The sequence below is a fragment of the Limnohabitans sp. genome (genome assembly GCF_044361645.1).
Classification (GTDB): domain Bacteria; phylum Pseudomonadota; class Gammaproteobacteria; order Burkholderiales; family Burkholderiaceae_C; genus Limnohabitans_A.
On sequence record NZ_JBIKIL010000019.1, the window covers coordinates 17,727 to 39,765 of the forward strand.

Annotated in this window: 21 protein-coding genes; 8 read left to right on the forward strand and 13 right to left on the reverse strand. The window is 63.7% G+C overall.

The window, feature by feature from the left end:
- Window positions 1–47: 47 nt before the first annotated feature.
- The 11 genes from ACIQ39_RS04880 to ACIQ39_RS04930 form a co-directional block, all read right to left on the reverse strand.
- On the reverse strand, window positions 48–1,247 hold the full coding sequence (locus ACIQ39_RS04880) for a hypothetical protein (RefSeq protein WP_396433482.1): 1,200 nt from the start codon (window positions 1,245–1,247) through the stop codon (window positions 48–50).
- Window positions 1,228–1,932 (reverse strand): TIGR02466 family protein, encoded by a 705-nt coding sequence (locus tag ACIQ39_RS04885; RefSeq protein ID WP_396433483.1) that lies wholly within the window; start codon window positions 1,930–1,932, stop codon window positions 1,228–1,230. Before ACIQ39_RS04885 ends, ACIQ39_RS04880 begins: the two co-directional genes overlap by 20 nt.
- Before the next feature lie 15 nt (window positions 1,933–1,947).
- Window positions 1,948–2,628, reverse strand: a complete 681-nt coding sequence (locus tag ACIQ39_RS04890) for an NTP transferase domain-containing protein (RefSeq protein ID WP_396433484.1) — start codon at window positions 2,626–2,628, stop codon at window positions 1,948–1,950.
- Window positions 2,629–2,630: 2 nt separating this feature from the next.
- Window positions 2,631–3,731, reverse strand: coding sequence for an XdhC family protein (locus tag ACIQ39_RS04895; protein WP_396433485.1), 1,101 nt, complete (start codon window positions 3,729–3,731; stop codon window positions 2,631–2,633).
- 57 nt (window positions 3,732–3,788) lie between these two features.
- Window positions 3,789–4,994, reverse strand: coding sequence for a VWA domain-containing protein (locus tag ACIQ39_RS04900; protein ID WP_396433486.1), 1,206 nt, complete (start codon window positions 4,992–4,994; stop codon window positions 3,789–3,791).
- A 112-nt stretch (window positions 4,995–5,106) separates the two neighbouring features.
- Window positions 5,107–6,084: an AAA family ATPase gene (locus tag ACIQ39_RS04905; protein WP_396433487.1), complete on the reverse strand. Its 978-nt coding sequence runs from the start codon at window positions 6,082–6,084 to the stop codon at window positions 5,107–5,109.
- A 2-nt stretch (window positions 6,085–6,086) separates the two neighbouring features.
- Window positions 6,087–6,716 (reverse strand): CoxG family protein, encoded by a 630-nt coding sequence (locus tag ACIQ39_RS04910; protein ID WP_396433488.1) that lies wholly within the window; start codon window positions 6,714–6,716, stop codon window positions 6,087–6,089.
- Between the two features lie 12 nt (window positions 6,717–6,728).
- Window positions 6,729–9,140 carry an aerobic carbon-monoxide dehydrogenase large subunit gene (locus ACIQ39_RS04915; RefSeq protein WP_396433489.1) on the reverse strand — a complete coding sequence of 804 codons (2,412 nt, stop codon included), beginning with the start codon at window positions 9,138–9,140 and terminating at the stop codon, window positions 6,729–6,731.
- Between the two features lie 29 nt (window positions 9,141–9,169).
- Window positions 9,170–9,655 (reverse strand): (2Fe-2S)-binding protein, encoded by a 486-nt coding sequence (locus ACIQ39_RS04920; protein WP_396433490.1) that lies wholly within the window; start codon window positions 9,653–9,655, stop codon window positions 9,170–9,172.
- An 18-nt stretch (window positions 9,656–9,673) separates the two neighbouring features.
- Window positions 9,674–10,537, reverse strand: a complete 864-nt coding sequence (locus tag ACIQ39_RS04925; RefSeq protein WP_396433491.1) for an FAD binding domain-containing protein — start codon at window positions 10,535–10,537, stop codon at window positions 9,674–9,676.
- Between the two features lie 307 nt (window positions 10,538–10,844).
- On the reverse strand, window positions 10,845–11,612 hold the full coding sequence (locus tag ACIQ39_RS04930; RefSeq protein ID WP_396433492.1) for a LytTR family transcriptional regulator DNA-binding domain-containing protein: 768 nt from the start codon (window positions 11,610–11,612) through the stop codon (window positions 10,845–10,847).
- 592 nt (window positions 11,613–12,204) lie between these two features.
- Here ACIQ39_RS04930 and ACIQ39_RS04935 point away from each other — a divergent pair.
- Together ACIQ39_RS04935 and ACIQ39_RS04940 are read left to right on the forward strand one after the other, a co-directional pair.
- Complete coding sequence (locus tag ACIQ39_RS04935) at window positions 12,205–13,686, forward strand: M20 family metallopeptidase (RefSeq protein WP_396433493.1); 1,482 nt, start codon at window positions 12,205–12,207, stop codon at window positions 13,684–13,686.
- The gene (locus tag ACIQ39_RS04940) at window positions 13,686–14,564 is read left to right on the forward strand and encodes a lysophospholipase (RefSeq protein WP_396433494.1); all 879 of its coding nucleotides are present in this window, start codon (window positions 13,686–13,688) and stop codon (window positions 14,562–14,564) included. The genes ACIQ39_RS04935 and ACIQ39_RS04940 overlap by 1 nt, the downstream gene beginning before the upstream one ends.
- On the opposite strand, the gene ACIQ39_RS04945 is transcribed toward ACIQ39_RS04940, so the two are convergent.
- Window positions 14,518–15,708 carry an MFS transporter gene (locus tag ACIQ39_RS04945; protein ID WP_396433495.1) on the reverse strand — a complete coding sequence of 397 codons (1,191 nt, stop codon included), beginning with the start codon at window positions 15,706–15,708 and terminating at the stop codon, window positions 14,518–14,520. The two genes, ACIQ39_RS04940 and ACIQ39_RS04945, sit on opposite strands and share 47 nt — an antisense overlap.
- A 317-nt stretch (window positions 15,709–16,025) precedes the next feature.
- Between ACIQ39_RS04945 and ACIQ39_RS04950 the strand changes: the two genes are divergently transcribed.
- Window positions 16,026–17,654, forward strand: coding sequence for a peptide chain release factor 3 (locus tag ACIQ39_RS04950; RefSeq protein WP_396433496.1), 1,629 nt, complete (start codon window positions 16,026–16,028; stop codon window positions 17,652–17,654).
- A gap of 60 nt (window positions 17,655–17,714) precedes the next feature.
- Here ACIQ39_RS04950 and dprA read toward each other — a convergent pair whose 3' ends face one another.
- Window positions 17,715–18,935, reverse strand: coding sequence for a DNA-processing protein DprA (gene dprA, locus ACIQ39_RS04955; RefSeq protein WP_396433497.1), 1,221 nt, complete (start codon window positions 18,933–18,935; stop codon window positions 17,715–17,717).
- A 271-nt stretch (window positions 18,936–19,206) separates the two neighbouring features.
- Here dprA and def point away from each other — a divergent pair, with 271 nt between their 5' ends.
- From def to pgk, 5 genes are all read left to right on the forward strand, one after another.
- Window positions 19,207–19,713 carry a peptide deformylase gene (def, locus tag ACIQ39_RS04960; RefSeq protein ID WP_396433498.1) on the forward strand — a complete coding sequence of 169 codons (507 nt, stop codon included), beginning with the start codon at window positions 19,207–19,209 and terminating at the stop codon, window positions 19,711–19,713.
- 7 nt (window positions 19,714–19,720) lie between these two features.
- Window positions 19,721–20,683 (forward strand): methionyl-tRNA formyltransferase, encoded by a 963-nt coding sequence (gene fmt, locus ACIQ39_RS04965; protein WP_396433499.1) that lies wholly within the window; start codon window positions 19,721–19,723, stop codon window positions 20,681–20,683.
- Window positions 20,683–21,414 carry an AzlC family ABC transporter permease gene (locus tag ACIQ39_RS04970; protein WP_396433500.1) on the forward strand — a complete coding sequence of 244 codons (732 nt, stop codon included), beginning with the start codon at window positions 20,683–20,685 and terminating at the stop codon, window positions 21,412–21,414. The genes fmt and ACIQ39_RS04970 overlap by 1 nt, the downstream gene beginning before the upstream one ends.
- Window positions 21,411–21,746, forward strand: coding sequence for an AzlD domain-containing protein (locus ACIQ39_RS04975; RefSeq protein ID WP_396433501.1), 336 nt, complete (start codon window positions 21,411–21,413; stop codon window positions 21,744–21,746). Before ACIQ39_RS04970 ends, ACIQ39_RS04975 begins: the two co-directional genes overlap by 4 nt.
- A 110-nt stretch (window positions 21,747–21,856) precedes the next feature.
- The coding region (gene pgk / locus ACIQ39_RS04980) for a phosphoglycerate kinase (protein WP_396433502.1) at window positions 21,857–22,039 on the forward strand (183 nt) is incomplete at its 3' end.

Here is a 22,039-nt window from a genome sequence, read left to right on the forward strand (position 1 = left end):
TCCGTTGGAAGGCTAAAACTGTTGAATTTTGCAAAAAAAAGCGGCACTCAGGGCGCAAACACAGTCGCGCTGGCAAGCGGCTGGCGAGTCCACAACACAAGCACTTGCGCTGCCGCCACCAAGCCAATCAAGCCCATGGCCGTTTGCATGGCCAGCGGACCCTGCACAGCGCTGGCCGCACCCACCCAGACCAGCAAACCCGGCCCTGAAAGCAGCGCCAGGCTGCGCCGCCACCACAGCGATGGGGGGCTGGCCCTGTCAGACACACTGCGCGGCTGGCTGCAGTGAATGGCCCAAGCCAAAGAGGGCAGCAGCATGGCCAGCAAACCACTGACAGCGCTTTGGCCCCAAAGCATCAACGCCCCCAAGGCCAACAAAAGCAAACTGAAGCCGAGGCGGTCCAAAAACCGATGCTGAGCTGTGGGTGAGAAAAAAGAAAGGCCAGAAAACAGCCAAGCAAAAACCCTGTAACGGCCCCACAAAGCCACCAGCGCAGGCAACACCGCCATCATGGCCAAGTGCCATAGCACCATCTCTTGGGCGGTCCAAGCCAAACCGGCGCACCCTGTATTGCCCAGCCAAAGACTGCCCATCATCAAGCCCATGGCCGAAGGGACCAACACACTGAACCCATGGGCACGCTGACCGCGACAAGCGAGGGGTGCGTTCAGATTGGCGCGGTCACGGGCATGCAAAACAATGGCGCAAAAGGCCAACAAAGCACTCACCCCCCAAGGCGCGAAGCCCGTCCGCGCAGTCCCCCACCAAAGCCCAGCCACCAGCCCTGCGGCCAGCACCGGTTGCCAAGCCAGCGGCCCCAAGTCAAAGGTGCTGACGCGGCTGCGGGTCTCGACCATGCCGCTCCACACGCCCCACAGCAGCGCCACCGCCAACAGGCCGATGTGGCCAATGTGGCCCACGTGGGCCAGGTTCAATTCAGGGGCTTGCACAAAGCGCAAGGCCTCGGGCAACCACACGCCCAAGGCGCTCAAACCACCCCACACCGCCAGCGCCCAAGGCCGGGCGTGCAAGGCCCAGTCGCTGCCCCGGCAGAGCAAACGCGCAGCCCACCACAGCGCCACCGCCAACACGCCACTGGCCAGCGACCAGCCCAGGCGCATGCCTTGCTCGCCCAGCCAGATCCAAGCCAGCAGCAGCAACACCCATTGCGCCACTTCGCCCGCATGGGCCAGTGCGCTGTGGGGTGCCGATGCGCTGGGGCGGGGATCAAACCGGTGCATAGCCATGCACTTGGTCCGTGCCGCCTGCCGCGTGCACGCTCACATTGAAAGACACGATGACCCGCTCAAGCGTGCCGTGGTAGGGCATGGCCTGGTGCGCCAGCCACGATGGGAACACCACCAACTGGCCGGGCTCGGGGGCGATGTCCAGGTGCGCGTTTTGCAAATAGGCATTGCCAAAATCCATGGCCGCACCGCCCAGCCGGTTGAAGTGCGGGCCATAAAAACGCGTCACGCCATTGGCCGCGCCCAGCACCGGGTGCGCGCAGCGCTGCTCGCTCGGATCGACCTGCAGGCAATACACGCCCGACCAAGAGCAGTTGCCGTGGGTGTGCACATCGTGGTGGCTGCCCTGGCTGGAGATTTGAAACCAGATGCCGCGCAGGGCGATCTGAAAACCCGGTTTGGCCTCGGGCCAAGCGCCCTGGTTGGCCAGCACCACGGTTTGGCGCACGCTGTCCACGATGAAGCGCACCAGCTGCTCCCATTCGGACAGGCGGATGCGCTGCAGCAAGTCGTCGCGGCTGGCGTAAAAGGCTTTGGGCTCACCCAACACGGCAGGGTCGGTGGCGCGCATCGTCTGAAACACCCGCACCAACACCGCGTTGACGGCCTCGGCTTGCGCCAAGCGGTGCACGCCCACCGGGGTGTGCCACAAGGTGTGGAGCGGGTCGGGCTGGAGCATGGCCATGCAGCGCTGAACGGATCAGGCCGTGACTTGCCAATCGGCTGGCCACTTGAGCTGGTGGCCGGTGCGTGCGGCCAGCGCCGCGATGTCGTCCAGCGTGTCGACATCGGCGCGGTAACGGTGGTTGGCCGTGGCCCAGGGGTGCACTTGCTCGGGGTGGGCCGACTGCCATTGGCGGCAGCCCACGTTGGCCGCGCCCGCCAAAATTTGCTCACGCACCTCGGTGCTGAACATCACCGGGTTGCCCGGCAAGCCGTCCACCGTGGGCTGCACCACTTGCGTGCCGCTGGGGCGTTTTTTGTATGCGCCAATCAGCTCGTTGATGTCTTGCGAGTTGATGAGTGGCTGGTCGGCCAGCGCCACCAGCACCGCGTCGAGTTTGGGCGACAAGGCCTGCAAGCCCAGGCGCAGCGAAGAAATCTGACCCGCATCCGGGTCGGGGTTGCGCACCAAGGTGACGGGGAACTCTTTCACCGCCGCTTCGATGCGTTCGGCATAGTGACCCAGCACCACCACCACCTCATCGACACCCGCGCCCGACAGCGCGATCAGCTGGCGACGAATCAAGGGCACGCCGCCCAACTCCAGCAGGCTTTTGGGGCGGTGCCCCATGCGCGAGCCCGAACCTGCGGCCAGCAAAACCGCGCCCACCATGACACGGCTGTAAAGCCCGCCGCCGCCTTTCAAGATGCAAGCCATGTTCAGCCTCCGCAGCAAGATTTTTTGGCCACGGCCAGCGGCGTGGCCGCAGGCACCAGGGCCGTATGGGCGGCAACAGGCGCCAGGGCGGGCAGGGCGCTGTGGTCTGCAACGGCGCTCACCGCATGAGTTGGGGCTTGTGCCGTGGCCCTTGTTTTTGGGGCACCGCCGCAGCAACTGTTTTGGGTCTCTGCAGACAGAACAGCAGCGGGAACAGCAGCGGGAACAGCAGAGAGAACAGCAGAGGGAACAGCAGCCACAGCAGCTACACCAACAGCATCCGCCACAGCTTGCACCACGCGTGCAGGTGCAGGCGCATGCCCGCGCCGCGCTGCCACCACCGAGCTCAAGACCGACAGGGCGATTTCTTCGGGCGTTTGCGCGCCAATGAACTCACCCGCCGGGGCCACGATGCGGGCCACAGCCGCCGGGTCTTCGCCACTGGCCACCAAGCTGCCCAGCAGCACGCTGGCTTTGCGCGCACTGGCCACAAACCACAGGCCTTGTGGCTGCAGCGCCAAGGCGGCTTTGAGGCCTTGCACATCGCGGCGGCCTTGGGTGGCCACCACCACAAAGGGCGAGGCCAAACGGGCGCTCACTGCTGAAGCGTCGTCGCTGCTGAGCACCGTGTCGGCATCGGGAAAATCGGCCGCCTGCGCGCCTTGCGCCACCACCGCCACGCGCAAACCCACACGCGGGGCCAGGCCCACCAGTGCACGCGCCACGGGCGAGTCGCCCACCACCGTCAAGGTGGTCGAGGGCATCACCGGGTCGATGAACAACTCCAGCGTGCCGCCCGAGTGGCAGGCCATGCCGAACTCGAGCACATCGCCCAAATCGCGCTCAGCGCTTTCGTCCGAGGGCGTGATGCGAATCTTGCGCGGCAAACCATCGAGCAAAGCGCGGCGCACGGTTTTGACCACGGCGGGCTGGGCGCAGCCGCCGCCGATCCAGCCGTAGATCTGGCCGTCGGGCGTCACCACCGCTTTGTCGCCCGCCTTGCCCGAGGTGGGCGCTTGGGCGCTGAGCACCGTGACCAGCGCGAAGGGCTGGTCGGCGCTTTGCAGGCGGGCCGCTTGGGTGATCCATTCGTTGCGGTTCATGGGGCTTTCCTTGGGTGTTCGTTCGGGGTGCGGTTCGGGGTGCGGTTCGGGGTGCGGTCAGTGCAGCACATGGCGGGCGGCCGCCAAATCGGCCAAACTGGCCAGCGGCACGAAGCGTTCGATCATGGCACGCGCGCGCTGCAAGGCACCGGCGGCAGGCACTTGGCGTGTGGGGTGAAACCAGGTGATGCGCGCGCCGCGGGCGCGCACTGCTTGCAGGGCTGCACTCAGCAGTTCGGGGCCGTCGGTGTCAAAGCCGTCCGAGAACACCCACACGCGGGCACCCCGGTTGAGCTGGGCGCGGGCATGGTGGCGGGCGAAGTCTTGCAAGCTGGCGGCAATGCGTGTGCCACCGCCAAAGCCTGCCGTCACGGCATTGACTTTTTCCTGAATCGCGGGGGTGTCGCGCTGCATGTAGGGCGTGACTTCGGCCAAGCGGGTGTGGAAGACAAACACGCGGGCATCGGCCTCCAAAGCAAAAGCGCGGGCCACGCGCAAAAACAATGCGGCGTGCGACTCCATCGAGCGGCTCACATCGGCCAGGATGAACAAACGCGGGGGCTCCACGCGCTTGACTTTCCAGGCCGGTTGCAGCAACTCACCACCCCAAGCCACGCTGCGGCGCAGGGTCTGGCGCAAATCGAGGCGCTGGCCACGCGGGGCCACGCGCCAGCGCCGGGTGGCGCGGGGCTGCAGCTTGGCGGTGATTTGACGCGCCAGGCTTTGCAAGGCGCTGAGCTCTTGCGGCATCCACATCTGGCCGTCGCGCGCGTGCAGGGCTTCGGTGCGGCTGGCGCCGCCTTGGGCACGGGGTGTGCCTGCGTCTTGTTCGTCCAACTGGCTCGATGCCGAGTCGCCCGCGCTTTGGGGCGCGGCACTTTGGCCGGGTTGGCTGGCCGGTGCTTGCGCCGCCTGCATCTCGTCGTGCATCGCCTGCACGCTTTGGCGCAGGTTGCGGCTGGGCCGGGTTTGGCCGCTGACTTTGACGCCGCCGCGCAGTTTTTCGGGGTGCCAAAAGCGCTCGTACACATCGGACCAGAGCTGCCATTCGCGCTGGCTGTGGCAGGCGATCGCACGCCAGGCGGCTTGCAAAGGGCGTTCGTGCAAGGGGCCAAAGTAAAGCGCCGCTTGCATCATGGCTTGCTGCTCGGCCACACCCACCGTCAAGCCGTGCTCACGCAAGAGTGCAGCAAAACCCGCCAAACGCTCAGAGGGCGCGGTGGCCTGCGTTGGGGTGGTCGGTGTGGCCAGGTCAGGGGTCATGGCACCACGTTCTTTGACGCAGGAACCGATCCTGTGGGCGATGGTTGGGCAGGCGTGTGCCACGCCCGATCGCCCACGGGGTGGGCTCCTACACCGGGTTGGGGTCGTGCCGTCATGCCGCCACTTTGGCCTGCTCGTTGGCGTTTTCGGCCACGCCCACGCTGCGCCGGCCTTCGACCAACTGGCGCAAACGGTCGTGGCCCATGACAAAGCGGTCTTCGCGGGTTTTGAGCAAGCAGCCCAAGGTGCCCAGCACCGCCGACATGTCTTCGGGCAAATGGCTGTGGCGCAAGTGGAACAGCGCACGCACCCAGTCCAGGGTTTCGGCGATGCCCGGAATCTTGGCCAGGTCTTCGCGGCGCAGGCGCTGCACAAACTGCACCGCGTCTTCGACCAGCCGTGTGTCGGCTTCGGGCAGGGCGGCTTTGACGATGGCGATCTCACGCGCCAGCGTCGGGTAATCGAGGTAGTGGTACAGGCAGCGGCGGCGCAGCGCGTCCGACAGTTCGCGTGTGCCATTGCTGGTCAAAATCACCTGCGGGATGTGGCTGGCGCGAATGGTGCCAATCTCGGGCACGGTGATCTGGTACTCGGCCAGCACTTCGAGCAAGAAGGCCTCAAAGGCCTCGTCGGCGCGGTCGATCTCGTCGATCAAAAGCACACAAGGGCCTGGCTGGCTGATGGCGCGCAGCAAGGGGCGCTCCAGCAGGTAGTCGCGGCTGAACACATCGGCTTCGCGCACCCGGCCTGTGGTTTGTGGTGCGGCTTCGCTCATGCGGATCGCCATCAACTGGCGGCCGTAGTTCCACTCATAGGCGGCTTGTGCCAGGTCCAAGCCTTCAAAGCACTGCAAGCGCACCAAGGGGGCGCCATGCTCGCCGTGCGACTGGGCCAAGGCCGTGGCCAGCGCGGTTTTGCCCACGCCCGCATCGCCTTCGAGCAACAAGGGGCGTTGCAAGGCCGAGGCCAGCCACACGGTGGTGGCCAGGTCGGCGTCGGCCAGGTAACCCGAGCGCTGCAGCCGCTCACGCAGCAGGCGCTCTTGCGCAGCTGGCGTGGCCTTGGCATCGCTCAGGTCGGGCGATGACATGCTCAAGCTTTCTTGCCCAGCAGACCGCTGAACCAGCCCTTGACCAGCGCCCAGAAGATGGCCAAGCCATTGATCTCGCGGGCCACCACGGGGGCCTTTGCGGCGGCTGGTGCGCTGGCAGATGCGTCTCCACCGGCAACCGGTGCAGCCGCTGGTGAACCCTCGGCCGCAGGCAAGGTGAGCGCGGTCTGGCGGAAGTTCTCGACAAACTGCGCCAGCAGCATGTCGGACACCTGCACCATCATGCGGCCACCGAACTGCGCGAACTTGCCGTTCACAATCACTGCCGCTTGGCCGTTCAGCACGCAATGTGCCGGGTTGGCCGGGTCGGCGGTGATGATGGCCGTCAGGTCCATAGAGGCCGAGGAGCCGCCCTTGTCGGCCCCCTTGCCGCGCAACACCATCTTGCGCTCGGCTGGCACCGATTCGACCACGTCCACCGTGCCACCGAACTGGGCCACGGTCGGGCCGACCTTGACCTTGACACCGCCCTTGAACGAGGTCTCAGACAGTTGTTCGGTGATCTCTGCGCCGGGCATGCAATTGGCCGTGGCCTTCAGGTCGGTCAGCAGGGCCCAGGCCCGTGCCGCGTCCACATCGAGTGGGTACTGTTTGTCGAGTTTGACTTCCATGTTCTTTCCTGATCAAAGTGCAGCGCCGTGCTCGCGCAGCGCTTTCCAGGTGCGGAAAGCGTTGTGTGGCATGTCCAGGTGCGTGACCCCCAAATGCGAGAAAGCGTCCACCACGGCCGAGGTGAAGGTGGGGATCGAGCCCACGTGGGGCGACTCGGCCACGCCCTTGGCGCCCAGCGGGTGGTGCGGCGAGGGCGTCACGGTATGGTCGGTTTCCCAATGCGGAGTTTCCACGAAGGTGGGCAAGAAGTAGTCCATCAGCGTGTTGCCCAGCAAGTTGCCCTGCGCATCAAACGGCATTTGCTGGCCCATGGCCACGGCAAAACCTTCGGTCAAACCGCCGTGGATTTGGCCTTCGATGATCATCGGGTTGATGCGGGTGCCGCAGTCGTCCAGCGCATAAAAGCGGCGGACCTTGGTCTCGCCGGTGGCGCGGTCGATGTCGACCACACACAGGTAGATGCCAAACGGGAAGGTGAAGTTCGGTGGGTCGTAGTAATGCACGGCCTCCAGGCCGGGCTCCAAACCGTCTGGTGGCTGGTGGTAAGCCTGCCAAGCCACCTCGGCCATGGTTTTGAATTTGCTGTCGTCGCCCTTGACCTTGAAGCGGTCGACTTCCCAGTCCAGGTCGTTCTCGTTGACTTCGAGCATGTGGGCCGCAATCTTGCGGGCCTTGGCGTGGATTTTTCGAGCCGCCAAAGCGATGGCGGCACCGGCCACGGGCGTGGAGCGCGAGCCGTAAGTGCCCAAGCCATAAGGTGCTGTGCTGGTGTCGCCCTCTTCCACCTGAATCACTTCAGACGGAATGCCCAACTCGGTGGCGATGATCTGCGCATAGGTGGTCTGGTGGCCCTGGCCTTGTGTGATCGTGCCCATGCGCGCAATCGCGCTGCCGGTGGGGTGGATGCGGATTTCACACGAATCGAACATGCCCACGCCCAAGATGTCGCAAATCTTGGAAGGCCCGGCACCCACGACTTCGGTGAAGGTCACCAAGCCAATGCCCATCAGGGTGGGGCTGTTCGGGTCGGCGCGCTTGGCCGCTTGTTCGGCGCGCAGGCCTTTGTAGTCCACCGCTTCCAGCACTTTGTCGAGTGCCGTTTGGTAGTCGCCGGAATCGAAATCGAAGCCAAACGCGCTGCGGTAAGGGAACTGTTCTTTCTTGATGAAGTTCTTGGCGCGGATCGCGGCCTTGTCCATGCCCAGTTTTTGCGCCAGCACGTCGACCATGCGCTCGATCAAATACACCGCTTCGGTCACGCGGAAGGAGCAGCGGTAGGCCACGCCACCGGGGGCCTTGTTGGTGTAAACACCTTTCACACTGGCGTGCGCAGCGGGGATGTCATACGAGCCCGAGACGATGTGGAACATGCCAGCAGGGAATTTGGTCGGGTCGGCACAAGCGTCAAACGCGCCGTGGTCGGCCACCACGTTCACGCGCAGGCCGGTGATCTTGCCGTCGGCGGTCGCGGCCAATTCGCCGTCCATGTGGTAGTCGCGGGCAAAGGCGGTGGACGAGATGTTTTCAATGCGGTCTTCCACCCACTTGACCGGGCGGCCCAGCACGATGGACGAGACGATGGCGCAGACATAACCGGGGTAAATGCCGACCTTGTTGCCAAAGCCGCCACCGATGTCGGGGCTGACGATGCGGACTTTGGATTCGGGAATGCCCGAGAGCATGGACACCACGGTGCGCACCACATGCGGCGCTTGTGAGGTGATGAAGGTGGTCAAGTCGCCCTTGATCGGGTCGAACGAGGCCACGCAACCGCAAGTCTCCAGCGGGCAGGGGTGCACGCGGGGGTAGTACATGTGCTGCGACACGGTCACTTCGGCCTTGTCAAAAGCGGCGTCGGCAGCGGCCTTGTCGCCCGCGTCCCAAGTGAAGATGTGGTTGTGGTGCTCGCGTTTGCCGTGTGCGCCTTCGGTCTTGCCGGCCAAGTCGTCGCGGATGACCGGTGCGCCCGGCTGCAATGCGGCGTAAGGGTCCATCACCACCGGCAGCTCTTCGTATTCCACTTCCACGGCCTCGACCGCGTCGGCCGCGATGTAGCGGTCGTCGGCGATGACGATGGCCACTTCTTGCATCTGGAAGTGCACCTTCTCGTCGGCCAGCACAGCGGCCACGTCACCGGCCAAAGTGGGCATCCAGTGCAGCTTGAGGGGCTTCAGGTCGTCGGCGGTCAGCACGGCGTGCACGCCGGGCATGGCCAAGGCGGCTTCTTTGTTGATCTTGACGATGCGGCCGTGGGCAATCGGCGAGCGCACGATGTCCATGTGCAGCATGCCGGGCATCTTGATGTCGTCCACGTAGTTGCCCTTGCCTTGGATAAAGCGGGCGTCTTCTTTGCGCAGGCGCGAAGCGCCCATGCCAGCCAGCGCGAGTTCGCGGGCTTCAGCGGAAAGTACCGGTGCGTTCATGTGTGTCTCCGATTAAATGGGTTGGTGCTTCAAGCCGCAACGGGCTCTTGCAGTTTTTTGGCGGCGTACTGGACGGCTTTGATGATGTTTTGGTAGCCGGTGCAGCGGCACAGGTTGCCGGCCATGCCGTGGCGGATTTCGTCTTCGCTGGGGTTGGGGTTTTCTTGCAAGAAGCGGTAGGCGCGCATCAGCATGCCGGGGGTGCAAAAGCCGCACTGCAAGCCATGCTCTTTGTAAAAGCCTTCTTGCACCGCGTGCAACACGCCCTTGTTGGCCAGGCCTTCGACGGTGAGCACTTCCGAGCCATCGCACTGAATCGCCAAATGCGTGCAGGATTTGACCGATTGGCCGTCGATGTCCACGGTGCAGACGCCGCAGTGGCTGGTTTCGCAGCCAATGTGCGCGCCGGTCAGGTTGAGTTCTTCGCGCAGAAAGTGGATCAGCAGGGTGCGCGGCTCCACGGCTTTTTCTTCTTTCTTGCCGTTCACGGTGACGGAGATGAGTTTTTTGGTCATGGTGTGTTTCCTTAAGGGTCAGGCGCAGCGCGCCCAGGCTTTGTTCAGGGCGCGCTTGACCATCTCACCGGCCATCGCGGTTTTGTACTCAATGTCGCCGCGCAGGTCTTCTGCGGGGTCACAGGCGGCAATCGCGGCATCGGCCGCCGCTTGCACGGTGGCAGCCGTGAAGGGTTTGTTCAGCAGTGCGGCCTCGGCGGCCTCGACGCGCAGCGCGGCCGGGGCCACGTTGGTCAGGGCAACGCGCACATGGCTGACCTGGTCGCCCGACTTGCGGATCACGATGGCGCATCCGGCCGTGGCCCAGTCGCCGGTCTTGCGCTTGAGTTTTTCGTAGGCGTAGCCTGTGCCTGCGGCGAAAGCGGGCACGCGGATCTCGCACATGACCTCGTTCTCTTCGAGTTGGGTCATGTAGGTGCCGAGGAAAAAACCATCGGCCGCCACGGTGCGGCGGCCGTTTGGGCCTTCCAGCACAAACGAGGCGTCGATCACGATGGACAGCGCAGGGTGGTCGTTGCCGGGGTCGCCGTGGGCGATGTCGCCACCGATCGTGCCGCGGTTGCGCACCTGCGGGTCGGCGATCAGCTTGGCCGCTTCACACAGCAAGGGCACTTTGGCCTGCAAGATGGGCGAGCTGATCAGCTCGTTTTCAACCGTCATGGCCCCGATGACCACGGTGGCGCCTTCTTCGCGGATGCCCTTGAGTTCGGGAATGCGGTTGATGTCGATCAGGTGCTCGGGCGCTGCAAATCGCAGTTTCATCATGGGCAGCAAACTGTGGCCACCCGCCAGCAGCTTGGCCTCAGAGCCCAATTGGCCGAGCAAGGCCACGGCCTCGCCGACGGTTTTGGGGGCGTGGTATTCAAAACGCGGTGGAATCATCGAAGGTCTCCTGTGGTTCTGCAAAAAGGTGCAAGACATTGCACCGCAAGACCATGTCAGTATGGTGTCGAGTCCTTTTCCGACCGCGCAGTTAGGTTTTGGCCAAATTCGTCATTCAATGGTTGTTTTATTGCACGAAATACACTTAATCGCGCACGAAATGCACGCTTCAGACTTTTCTGACTTTGGCAATCAGGGAATGTCCTAGGGGCTCTCAACCTCAGTGTTTACCCTGGTTTGGGCGCAGAAATACCCGGGGGTGTAGATGCTTTTGCCTGAGCTTTGGCGCTGTGAGCCGCAAACGGGTTCAGCCCAGTCCCAGCGCTTCGCGCAAACGCCCCACTTCACCGCGCGAAACCGGGACGTTGGCAGCACTTTTGCCTTTCAGAACCACATGGGTTTTGCCGCCCTCACGCCCCAAGGACTGCACCGCCTGCAGGTTGACAATGAAACAGCGGTGCACCCGAATGAACTGGGCAGGGTCCAGGCGCAGTGCCAAATCACCAATGCTCAGGTTGCAGAACTGGTAACCCTCGCGGGTCAGCACCCGGGTGGAGTGCGCTTGAGACTCCAGACTGAGCACATCGGCGGTGTCCACAAAGGACACCTTGTGATCGGCCACCAAGGGAATGCGCGACAGGCGCATGTTTTTGGGCGCACTTGCCAACAGCTTGGGGGCCATGGGTTCGGCCATGACCGGCGCTTGGCTGACCAACTGCGTCACGTCGTAAAACACCAGGGCAAAACCGGTGGTGTCGCCCCGCGCATCGCCCAGTCGGCTGACCTTGATCAGCAACACCTGCTCCGGGATGTTGATGATCATGGTCATCGGCACCGCGTTGGCCATGGGGCAGCCCGAGGCTTCGTCCAGCAAAAAATTGACCTTGGGCTTGGAGCGTTCGGGGTGAAACGAGGTGACGAGCTTGTCAAAAGGCTGCTTGTCTTGCACCGGCAAAACCCGTCGCGCATAGTCGTTCATGGCCAAGACTTTGCGCTGAGCGTCCAGATGGATCACCCCGGCCTCGAACTTTTCAAACAAGTACAGATTGGGATTGGCGGCGATTTTGGCATGCATGGTGTTGTCTCTGAGGCCGCTTGTCCATCGGCTGATTTTGTGAGTCCCATTTGCTGTCGGTCTCAGCCCTGTCATCGGCTGGGATGCCATAGACTTTAACAACGATCGGTCATGCGCCCTCAGCATGGCCTGCCCATGACCGTTTCCAGTGCCGCCAAGGTCCAGCCCAGTTCCGCCCAGTCAGGCCCGCACGCACGCATGGGTTTTGTCGCCCCAGACTTGATCCGGAACACCGGACATTGGGGGTGCCCCCGCTTGCTTTTTGGGTCAGCGCGGGTTCGATCCGAGACTCAGCCCCAGCAGTGGCCATGGGCAAAGGGCAGCAGCGTCCGCTGGCTTCGGGGTCTTTGCCCGGGATGCGGTGAAACAGCCGGCCATGAAAAAAACAGCGCATGACAGGCCGCTGCACAGGACGCAATGCAGCGCGTCTTGGCAAACAAGGCAGCATGACCAGCAGGGCGGCAGTTTTCACCGCGCCACAATTTCGGGCCATGCCGGTGGGGCTTGTCACGGCGGCGCAAGCTGGGCGTGGTCAGTCCCACTCAAAAGGGCTAAAGTGGTTACTTTTATGCCCCATGAGGACAGCCCCGCCATGAACAAAGCCTTGCACCGTGAAATGCCCGTCGGCCATCTCGACAGCGCCCGCGCTTTGAGCGAAGTCACCCAAGCTTGGGACAGCACCATCCTGCCCGAGCTGAAAAATTACATCGAGATCCCGGCCAAGTCGCCCGCCTTTGATGCCGATTGGGCCGCGCACGGCCACATCGCCCAGGTGATGCGGCGCGCCGCGCAATGGGTTGAGGCGCAAAAAGTGCCCGGGCTGACGCTGGAGGTCATCGCGCTGCCCGGGCGCACGCCGGTCATGTTTTTTGAAGTGGCGGCCACGCGCGCCGCCAGCGAGGGTTCGGGCCAGACGGTGTTGATGTACGGCCACCTGGACAAGCAACCCGAGTTCAACGGCTGGCGCAAGGATCTTGGCCCTTGGACCCCGGTTCTGGAGGACGGCAAGCTGTATGGCCGGGGCGGTGCAGACGACGGCTATGCGGTGTACGCCAGCATCGCCGCCGTGCAGGCGCTGAAAAGCCAGAACACACCGCACCCGCGCATCGTCGGCCTGATCGAGACCTGCGAAGAGTCGGGCTCTTATGACCTGATGCCCTATGTGGATGCCTTGCGCAGCCGCTTGGGCGATGTGGGCCTGGTGATTTGCCTGGACAGCGGCGCGGGCAACTACGACCAGCTGTGGCTCACCACCAGCCTGCGCGGCATGGCCAGTGGCACACTCAAAGTGCAAATTCTCACCGAGGGCATCCACTCGGGCGACGCCTCGGGCCTGGTGCCGTCGAGTTTTCGCATCATGCGCCAGGTGCTTGACCGCCTCGAAGACAGCGCCACCGGCCGCTTGCTGCCGGCCAGTTTCCATTGCGAAGTGCCCGCCGAGCGTTTGGCGCAAGCGCAGGCCACGGCGGCCATTTTGGGCGACGAGGTCTACAAACGCTTCCCCTGGGCGCACTACGATTGCGGCGGCTCGACCAGCTTTGCCCTGCCCACCACCACCGACCCGACGCAAGCCCTGCTCAACCGCACCTGGACACCCACTTTGAGCGTGACAGGCGCCGAAGGCTTCCCCGCCTTGAAGGACGCAGGCAATGTGCTCAGGCCCTATACCGCCTTCAAGCTCAGCCTGCGCCTGCCGCCCTTGGTGGACGCAGCCCAAGCCGTGGCCGAGATGAAGGCCTTGCTGGAAGACAACGCGCCCTACCAAGCCAAAGTCACTTTTGAATCGGGCGGCGGCGCAACGGGCTGGAACGCGCCCGACACCTCGCCCTGGTTCGAGCAAGCCCTCAACGCCGCCAGCCAAGCGCACTTTGGCGCAGGCGTGGGTTACATCGGCCAAGGCGGCACCATCCCGCTCATGAACATGCTGAGCGCGGGCTTTCCCAAAGCGCAAATGATGGTCTGCGGCGTGCTCGGCCCCAAGAGCAACGCGCACGGACCGAACGAGTTTTTGCATGTGCCTTATGCCAAGAAGCTCACGGCCGCCGTGGCCGAAGTCATGGCGCGGATGCCGTGATGGACCTGACATCGCCACCCGCCATCGCACGCCCTGGGCTTTCAGCTTTGCAGGGCGAGGCCGGCCAACTGGCGGTGTACGACTGGCCCTTGCCGACAGGCAAACCCTTGGGCACCGTGATCTTGGTGCATGGCCTGGGCGAACACGCTGGCCGCTACGGCGAGGTGGCGGCGCATTGGCAGCAATGGGGTTTTGCGGTGCGTGCTTATGACCAGCAAGGCCACGGCCAATCAGAGGGCGCACGCGGGGACATGCTGCGCCCCGGCAGCTTGCAGGCCGACTTGTGCCGGGTGATTGACGACACCCGTCAGCACCCCTCTTTGCAGGGCACACCCCTCATTTTGTTCGGCCACAGCATGGGCGGCTTGGTGGTGGCGCGCACCCTGGCCGAGCGCTTGCGCCCGGTCGATGCGGCGGTCTTGTCGTCTCCGGCCTTGGGGGCTTTTCCCAATCTGTTGCAAAAACTGCTGCTTGCCACTTTGCCCCGCTTGGTGCCGCACTTGCGCGTGGACAACGGCTTGAAGGCCGACTGGGTGTCGCGCGATGCGGATGTGGTGCAGGCCTACCAAGCAGACGCGATGGTGCACCGGCGCATCGCCACCGGGCTGGCTGCCTGGATTTTGGAAAATGGCGAGAAGACGTTGAACGAGGCCGCGCAGTGGTCAGTGCCCACCTTGCTGCTCTACGCCGGGCAAGACCGTTTGGTCAATGCGCAAGCCAGCGCCGACTTTGCCCGCGCCGCACCGCCAAGCGTGGTGCAGGCCGAATGCTTTGAGGCCATGTACCACGAGATCTTCAACGACCCGGCGCGCGCCCAGGTGTTTGGTGCACTCAAAGCTTGGCTGTTGACGCGGTTTGCCGCGCCTGTCGCTGCTTGAGCACCATCCACACCAGCGCAGCGCCGGTCAAAGTCACCGGGAGCAAAGAGCCGACGTTCAACCACATCCAACCCTGCGTGGTCACCAAAGCGCCTGAGGCAAATGAAGTCACCGCCATGGTGGCGAACACAAAGAAGTTGATGGCGGCCTGCCCCCGGTCTTTTTCAACCGGCGTCCAGGCCTGCATGGCCAAAGTGGTGCTGCCGGTGAACAAGAAGTTCCAGCCCAAGCCCAGCAAAAACAGCGAGATCAAAAACTGGTGCAGCTCGACCCCGGTCAGCGCAATGGCAATGCACGCAAAGTTGATCACCACGCCCACCCCCATGATCTGCAGCGTGCCAAATTTTTTGATCAAGTGCCCGGTGAAAAAACCCGGCGCGAACATGCCGATCACATGCCACTCCAGCACCAATGCCGCGTCGTCAAAGCTGAAGCCGCAGACCTGCATGGCCAGCGGCGTGGCCGCCATCAGCAGGTTCATCACGCCATAACTGAGGGCCGCCGCTGCAGCGGCGACGATGAACACCGGCTGGCGCATGATCTCGGACAAAGGCCGCCCGGCGCTGTCGCCCGGTTTTTTGGCCGGCACCGCCGGAAAGCGGATGAAGGCCATGCACACCATGGCCAAAATGGCCACGATGCCCAGCGCCATGTAAGCGCCCAAAAACGGCACCTCGTACAGGGTGCGGGTGCCCGAGGCCAAGTTGGGGCCAACGATGGCCCCGATCAAACCCCCGGCCAGCACCAGCGAGACGGCTTTTTCTTTGTAGCTGTCTGCGGCCAATTCGGCGGCAGCAAAACGGTAAAGCTGGCCGTTGGCGCTGTAGTAACCAGCAATCACCGTGGCTGCCACCAACAGCCAAAAGTTGTGGCTCCAAGCGGCATAAGCGGCCAGCAGCGCTGAAAACAAAGCCACCGCCAGCCCCAACTGAAACGACACTTGACGGCCCCAGCGCGACTGGCTTTTGGCCACCAGCCCGGTGGACAGCGCAGCACCCACCACGTAGCCCATGATCGGCAAGGTGGCCATCCAGCCAAAGGGGGCGAGTGACAAACCCACCAAGCCATTGATGGCGATCAAAGTGACGTTGTTGGTGAAAAACAGGCCTTGGCAAAGCGTCAGGAGGAGCAGATTCGCATTCATACCCTGCAGTGTATCGGGTGGGCACAGCCCGGCCCGCTCCTTGGCGACTGCCACTGACTGAGCCGATCGGGAGAAGCGATGTCCAACAAGCGATGTCTGAATGTGGGGAGGCTAGGCGGGCGACCCCTGGGTGCATGGCGCGCGGGGGCCCACCACACACCGGCAGGCCATGCGCAGGCTGCGCGCAAGCCTTGGGTGTCGGGGCTGTTGTGCCCGGTAAAATCAGCCCTTTGTGCCAGCCTGCATGGGCTGAGTCCGCACAGACCCTTTGGCGTTCTGCACGACCTGCACGCCCCGCACGACTTTCAGGACCCCTTGTGACCTTCGCCCACGAAACCCGGCGCCGCCGGACGTTTGCCATCATTTCCCACCCCGACGCGGGCAAAACCACGCTCACCGAAAAACTCTTGCTGTTCTCAGGTGCGATCCAAATCGCCGGTTCGGTCAAGGCGCGCAAGGCCTCGCGCCACGCGACGTCTGACTGGATGGAAATCGAAAAGCAGCGCGGCATCTCGGTGGCTTCGTCTGTGATGCAGATGCTGTACCGCGATCACGTCATCAACCTGCTCGACACGCCTGGCCACAAAGACTTCAGCGAAGACACCTACCGCGTGCTGACTGCCGTGGACTCGGCCTTGATGGTGATTGACGCGGCCAACGGTGTAGAGGCGCAAACCCGCCGCCTGATTGAAGTTTGCCGACAACGCGACACGCCCATCATCACGTTTGTCAACAAGATGGACCGCGAAGTGCGCGACCCCCTCGATATCCTGGATGAGGTTGAGCGCGAGCTGGGCATGCCCTGCGTGCCCATGACCTGGCCCGTGGGCCAAGGCAAATCGTTTGGCGGCATTGTCAACCTGCGCACGCAGGCCATGACGGTGTTCGACTCGGGCAGCGAACGCCTGCCGCAAGACTTCGAAACCATTGCCCTGACCGAGCAGGCCCAACTGGCGGCGCGCTTTGGCAGCGAGTGGCAAACCGCCATGGACAGCATGGAGTTGGCCACCGGCGCATCGCCTGCGTTCGACGAAGCAGCCTTTTTGGCAGGCAAGCAGACCCCCGTGTTCTTCGGCTCGGGCGTGAACAACTTCGGTGTGATGGAGGTGCTCGACGCCCTGGTGGACCTGGCCCCGCCGCCGCGCCCCCGCACCAGCTCGGTGCTGGTGAACAAACAGCCCGTGGTCAAAGAAATCCAGCCCGAAGACAGCGCGTTCTCGGGCGTGGTCTTCAAAGTGCAGGCCAACATGGACGCCAACCACCGCGACCGCATCGCCTTTGTGCGCATGGCGTCGGGCAAATACACACCCGGCATGAAGCTCAAAGTGCAGCGCACGGCCAAAGAACTGCGCCCCACCAGCGTGGTCACCTTTTTGAGCCAACGCCGCGAGGCGGTGGACGAGGCCTATGCGGGCGACATCATTGGCTTTACCACCCACGGCGGTGTGCAGCTGGGTGACACCATCACCGATGGCGTCAACCTGCTGTTCACCGGCCTGCCGTTTTTTGCGCCCGAGCTGTTCATGACGGTGATTTTGAAAAACCCCTTGCGCACCAAACAGCTGCAGCAAGGCCTGGACCAGCTCGGTGAAGAAGGCGCGATCCAGGTCTTCAAACCCGAGATCGGCGGCCCCATGCTGCTGGGCGCGATCGGTCAGCTGCAGTTCGAGGTGGTGCAGCACCGCCTGAAAGCCGAATACGACTGCGACGTGCGCTTGGAGGGCTGCCAGTACACCGGCGCGCGCTGGATCACCGCCGACACCCCGGCCGAGCTGCGCGAGTTCACCAACGCCTACCCGCAGCGCATGTCGCTGGACGCGGCCGGCACGCTGGCCTATTTGTGCACCAGCCCTTACGACGTGCGGCTGGCGCAAGAGCGCTTTCCCAAAATCCACTTTCACCCGCTGCGCGAGCATGCGGGGCTGGCGCTGGGCTCGGCGGGTTGAAGGTTGTGGGTTGTGGGTTGTGGGTTGTGGGTTGTGGATTAAGGATTGTGGGTTAAGGGTTCAAGCGAAGCCAGTGCGCTGAAACAAGCCACCGGGCAATCGGCTGACTTGGCCCATCAGCTCCAGCTCCAACAGCTGCGCTTGGAGTTGTGCCGTGGGCCAGCCGCATCGCGCTTGCAAGGCATCGAGCCCCACCGGGTCGTGGCCCAAGGCGCGCAGCAGGGCGCGCTCGTCAACGTCTGCTGAGCTGGCGTCAGCTTGATCAGAGTCTGGTGCATCGCTCGTGTCCAAGTCCAGGCTTGTTTGCGCCAGGGCCGCTGGCAGGCGCAGCTCTTCGAGCACGTCTTGTGCAGATTCCACCAATTTAGCCCCTTGTTTGATGAGCGCATGGCAGCCCTTGGACTGCGCCGAGTGGATGGAGCCGGGAATGGCCATCACATCGCGGCCTTGCTCCAAGGCCTGTTTGGCGGTGATCAGCGAGCCCGATTGCAGCGCGGCCTCGACCACCAAGGTGGCCTGTGACAGGCCCGAGATCAAGCGGTTGCGACGCGGAAAGTTGGGTGCCAGTGGGGGGGTGCCCAAGGGGTATTCGCTCAAGATCAAGCCGTGTTGGGCAATGCGGTGTGCCAAGTCGCGGTGCTGGCGTGGGTACACCCGGTCAAGCCCCGTGCCCACCACCGCAATGGTGGCCAGTTGCCCTGCCGCTGCGCCTTGCAGCGCGCCTTCGTGTGCAGCACCATCGATGCCCAGCGCCATGCCCGAAACGATGGTCAGCCCAGCACAGACCAAGCTGCTGGCAAAAGCCTGGGCATTGTCTGAGCCTTGGGGCGTGGGGTTTCGGCTGCCCACCAAGGCCAAGGCTTGTTCGGACCGCAGCCGCTTCAGGTGCTCGGTTTGGCCCAAGGCGTACAGCATCAAAGGCGGGTCGGGTATCTCCAGCAAGGGGGCAGGGTAGTCGGCATCACCCAAAGTCACAACGCCGCGCGCCACCCCGGCACTGGCCTGGGCGTGCAACCAGTTCAGGGTGTTTTGCAAAAGTTCGGCACAGCCCTCGGGCATTTGCAGCAAGGCGCGGGCTTGGTTGGCACTGACCAGTTGGCACAAGGCCTCTTGTGTTTGCGCAAACAAGGCCGTGGGTTCGCCAAAGGCCGCCAACAGCCGCCGCGCGCTTTCTGCCCCCACGCCGGGCGTGAGCACCAAGCGCAGCCATGCGCCCAATTGATCGGGGTTGTTCAGCATCATGTCTCCCTGTGCGGCCTGGGTGGCCGTCTGCTCAGGCATTGTGAGTCAATCAGGCGGCCGCGCCTAGGGGTTCGCCAGCCAGTGCTTTGCCAGCCAGTGCTTTGCTGGGCAGAACAAACACCCCATGGGCAGCCTGTGTGCTTGGGCTGGGGAAGCTGACTCAAAGGCCCACGCCAAAGCGTGCATTGGGGGCGCATCTTGGGCGCTGCAGCCAGATTCAGGGGTGCAAAACGGACTCTGGGCTCAGCCGCTGCTGAGGGCTGCCGAAATGACCGAAAATAAGCCCATTCCCATTTGACTTTCAGATGCCATGGCCCTGCTCCCCATTCTTTGCTACCCCGACCCCCGCCTGCACAAGGTGGCCCAACCCGTGCAAGCGGTGGACGCCCGCATCCACGCCCTGATCGACGACATGCTGGAGACCATGTACGAGGCCGGCGGCATTGGCTTGGCGGCCTCGCAAATCGATGTGCACGAGCGCTTGGTGGTGATCGACACCTCCGAAGAGCGCAACCAGCCCTTGGTGCTGATCAACCCCGAGATCACCTGGATGAACGAGGAGCGCGTCAAGGGCGAAGAAGGCTGCCTGTCGGTGCCTGGCATTTACGACGGTGTGGAGCGCGCCACCCAAGTGAAGGTTGCAGCGCTGGACCGCGATGGCCAAAGCCGCAGCATCGAGGCCGAGGGCATGCTGGCCATTTGCATACAGCACGAGCTGGACCACCTGATGGGCAAGGTGTTTGTGGAGTACCTCTCGCCGCTCAAGCAAGGGCGCATCAAGACCAAGATGGTCAAAGCTCAAAAAGCCGGGCGCTGAGCACGGCATGCGGCTGATTTTTGCGGGCACGCCCGAATTTGCCCAGGTGGCCCTGGCCGCCCTGCACCTTGCCGGCCACACCATTGCGCTGGTGCTGACCCAGCCCGACCGCCCCGCCGGGCGCGGCCTGAAGCTGCAGCCCTCGCCCGTCAAGCAATGGGCCTTGGACCGAGCGGTGCCCGTGGCCCAGCCACGCAGCTTGCGGCTGGACGGCAAATACCCCGAAGACGCCGCCGCCGCGCGCCAGACCTTGCTGCACGCCCAAGCCGACGCCATGGTCGTGGCGGCTTACGGCCTGATCCTGCCGCAGTGGGTGCTCGACTTGCCGCCGCAAGGCTGCCTGAACATCCACGCCTCTTTGCTGCCGCGCTGGCGTGGGGCAGCGCCGATTCACCGCGCCATCGAGGCGGGCGACACGCAAACCGGCATCACCATCATGCAGATGGACGCAGGTCTGGACACCGGCGACATGCTGCTGGTCTTGCCCTGCGCCATCGCACCCCAGGACACCACCGCCACGCTGCACGACCGCTTGGCTGATTTGGGTGGACAAGCCATCGTGCAGGCGCTGGCTGCGCTGCCGCTGTTGCCCCGCCAGCCGCAGCCCTTGGAGGGTGTGAACTACGCGCACAAGATCGACAAAACCGAGGCTGCGCTCGACTGGGCTTTGAGTGCCGATTTGCTGGCGCGGCGCATCCGCGCCTTTGACCCTTTCCCTGGCATGACCGTGCCGCTGGCCATGGCCTCGGGCGTGGAAACGCTGAAACTTTGGCAAGCCACGGCCGAAGCCTCGGCGCACACCGCACAAGCGGGCACCGTGCTCAGCGCCGATGCGTCGGGCGTGCGGGTGGCCTGTGGCCAAGGCCAGCTGTGCCTGACCCAGTTGCAGCGGCCCGGTGGCAAACGCCTGAATGCAGCCGACTTTTTGCGCGGCTGCCCCTTGCAGCCGGGTCAGCGTTTGGTGGCCTGATGTTTTTCAGGCCGACCCTCTACCGTGACCCGCAGTTTTGGCAAGGCCTGCGCGATTTGGCACCGCAAGCCCCCGGTGTGGCCGCTTGGGGCCTGATGACCGGTGTGGCCATGGTCAAGTCGGGCATGAGCGTGTTCGAGGCGGTGGCCATGACCCTGCTGGTGTTTGCGGGCAGCTCGCAGTTGGCGGCCATTCCGCTGTTGGTGGCGGGTGCACCGGCTTGGGTGATTTTGGCCACCGGTTTTTGCGTCAACCTGCGCTTTGTGGTGTTCAGCCTGCACCTGCGGCCTTATTTGATGCACTTGCCGCGTTGGCAGCGCATGTTTCATGGCTACTTCACGGCCGACATCAGCTATGTGTTGTTCATCAAGCGCTTTGCCCAGCCCGGAGCCACTGGCACCGAGCGCACAGGCCAAGAGGCCTATTTGGCGGGCAATTACTTTTTGAATTGGAGCAGCTGGATCGTGGCCAGTTTGCTCGGCGTGGCGCTGGCCAACATCATTCCGCCTGAGTGGGGACTGGGTTTTGCGGGCATCTTGTGCCTGCTGGGCATCCAGTGCTCCTTGGCCAGCTCGCGCATGCGCATCTTGTCGGCGCTGGTGGCGGGTGCGGCGGCGGTGGTGGCTTACCACTTGCCACTCAAACTCAACATCGTGGTGGCGATTGCCGTGGCGGTGATCCTGTGCTTGACGGTCGAGAAAATCCGGCCAACAGCCAAGGCGGCGGCATGAACGAAACCGACCTGTGGACATTGGCCGTCATCGTGGGTTTGGCCGTGGTCACGGTCGTGACCCGAAGTTTCTTTTTCATCTCCAGCCAGTCGTGGCAATTGCCCAATTGGGCGCAACGCGGCCTGCAGTACGCGCCCATTGCGGCCCTCTCGGCGGTGGTGGTTCCCGAAATCATCACGGTGCAAGGTGAGTTGGTCAGCACTTGGCAAGATGCACGTTTGTACGCTGCTGCGGTGGGCGCAGGCGCTTACTTTTGGCGGCGCGATGTGTTGATCACCATCTTGGCGGGCATGGCGGTTTATTTGCCTTTGCGCTTGGGTTTGGGCTGGTGACTAGGCGCGAGCGCTCAGGCTGTGTTGGCGCTTGGCTTGAAATGCGCCTCTGGGGTGCCACGCGCCGCTTTTAAAATGTGTTTTTTGTTTGTTGTAGGGCTTGCTTTTTCATGAACGTCATCCGCTTTTCCGATCTGTGCAGCAAGGCCCAAGTCGCCGGGCAACGCGTCTTCATCCGCGCCGACCTGAACGTGCCGCAGGCCGAGGATGGCCGCATCACCGAAGACACCCGCATCCGCGCCAGCGTGCCCTGCATCCAAATGGCGCTGGATGCGGGCGCGGCCGTCATGGTG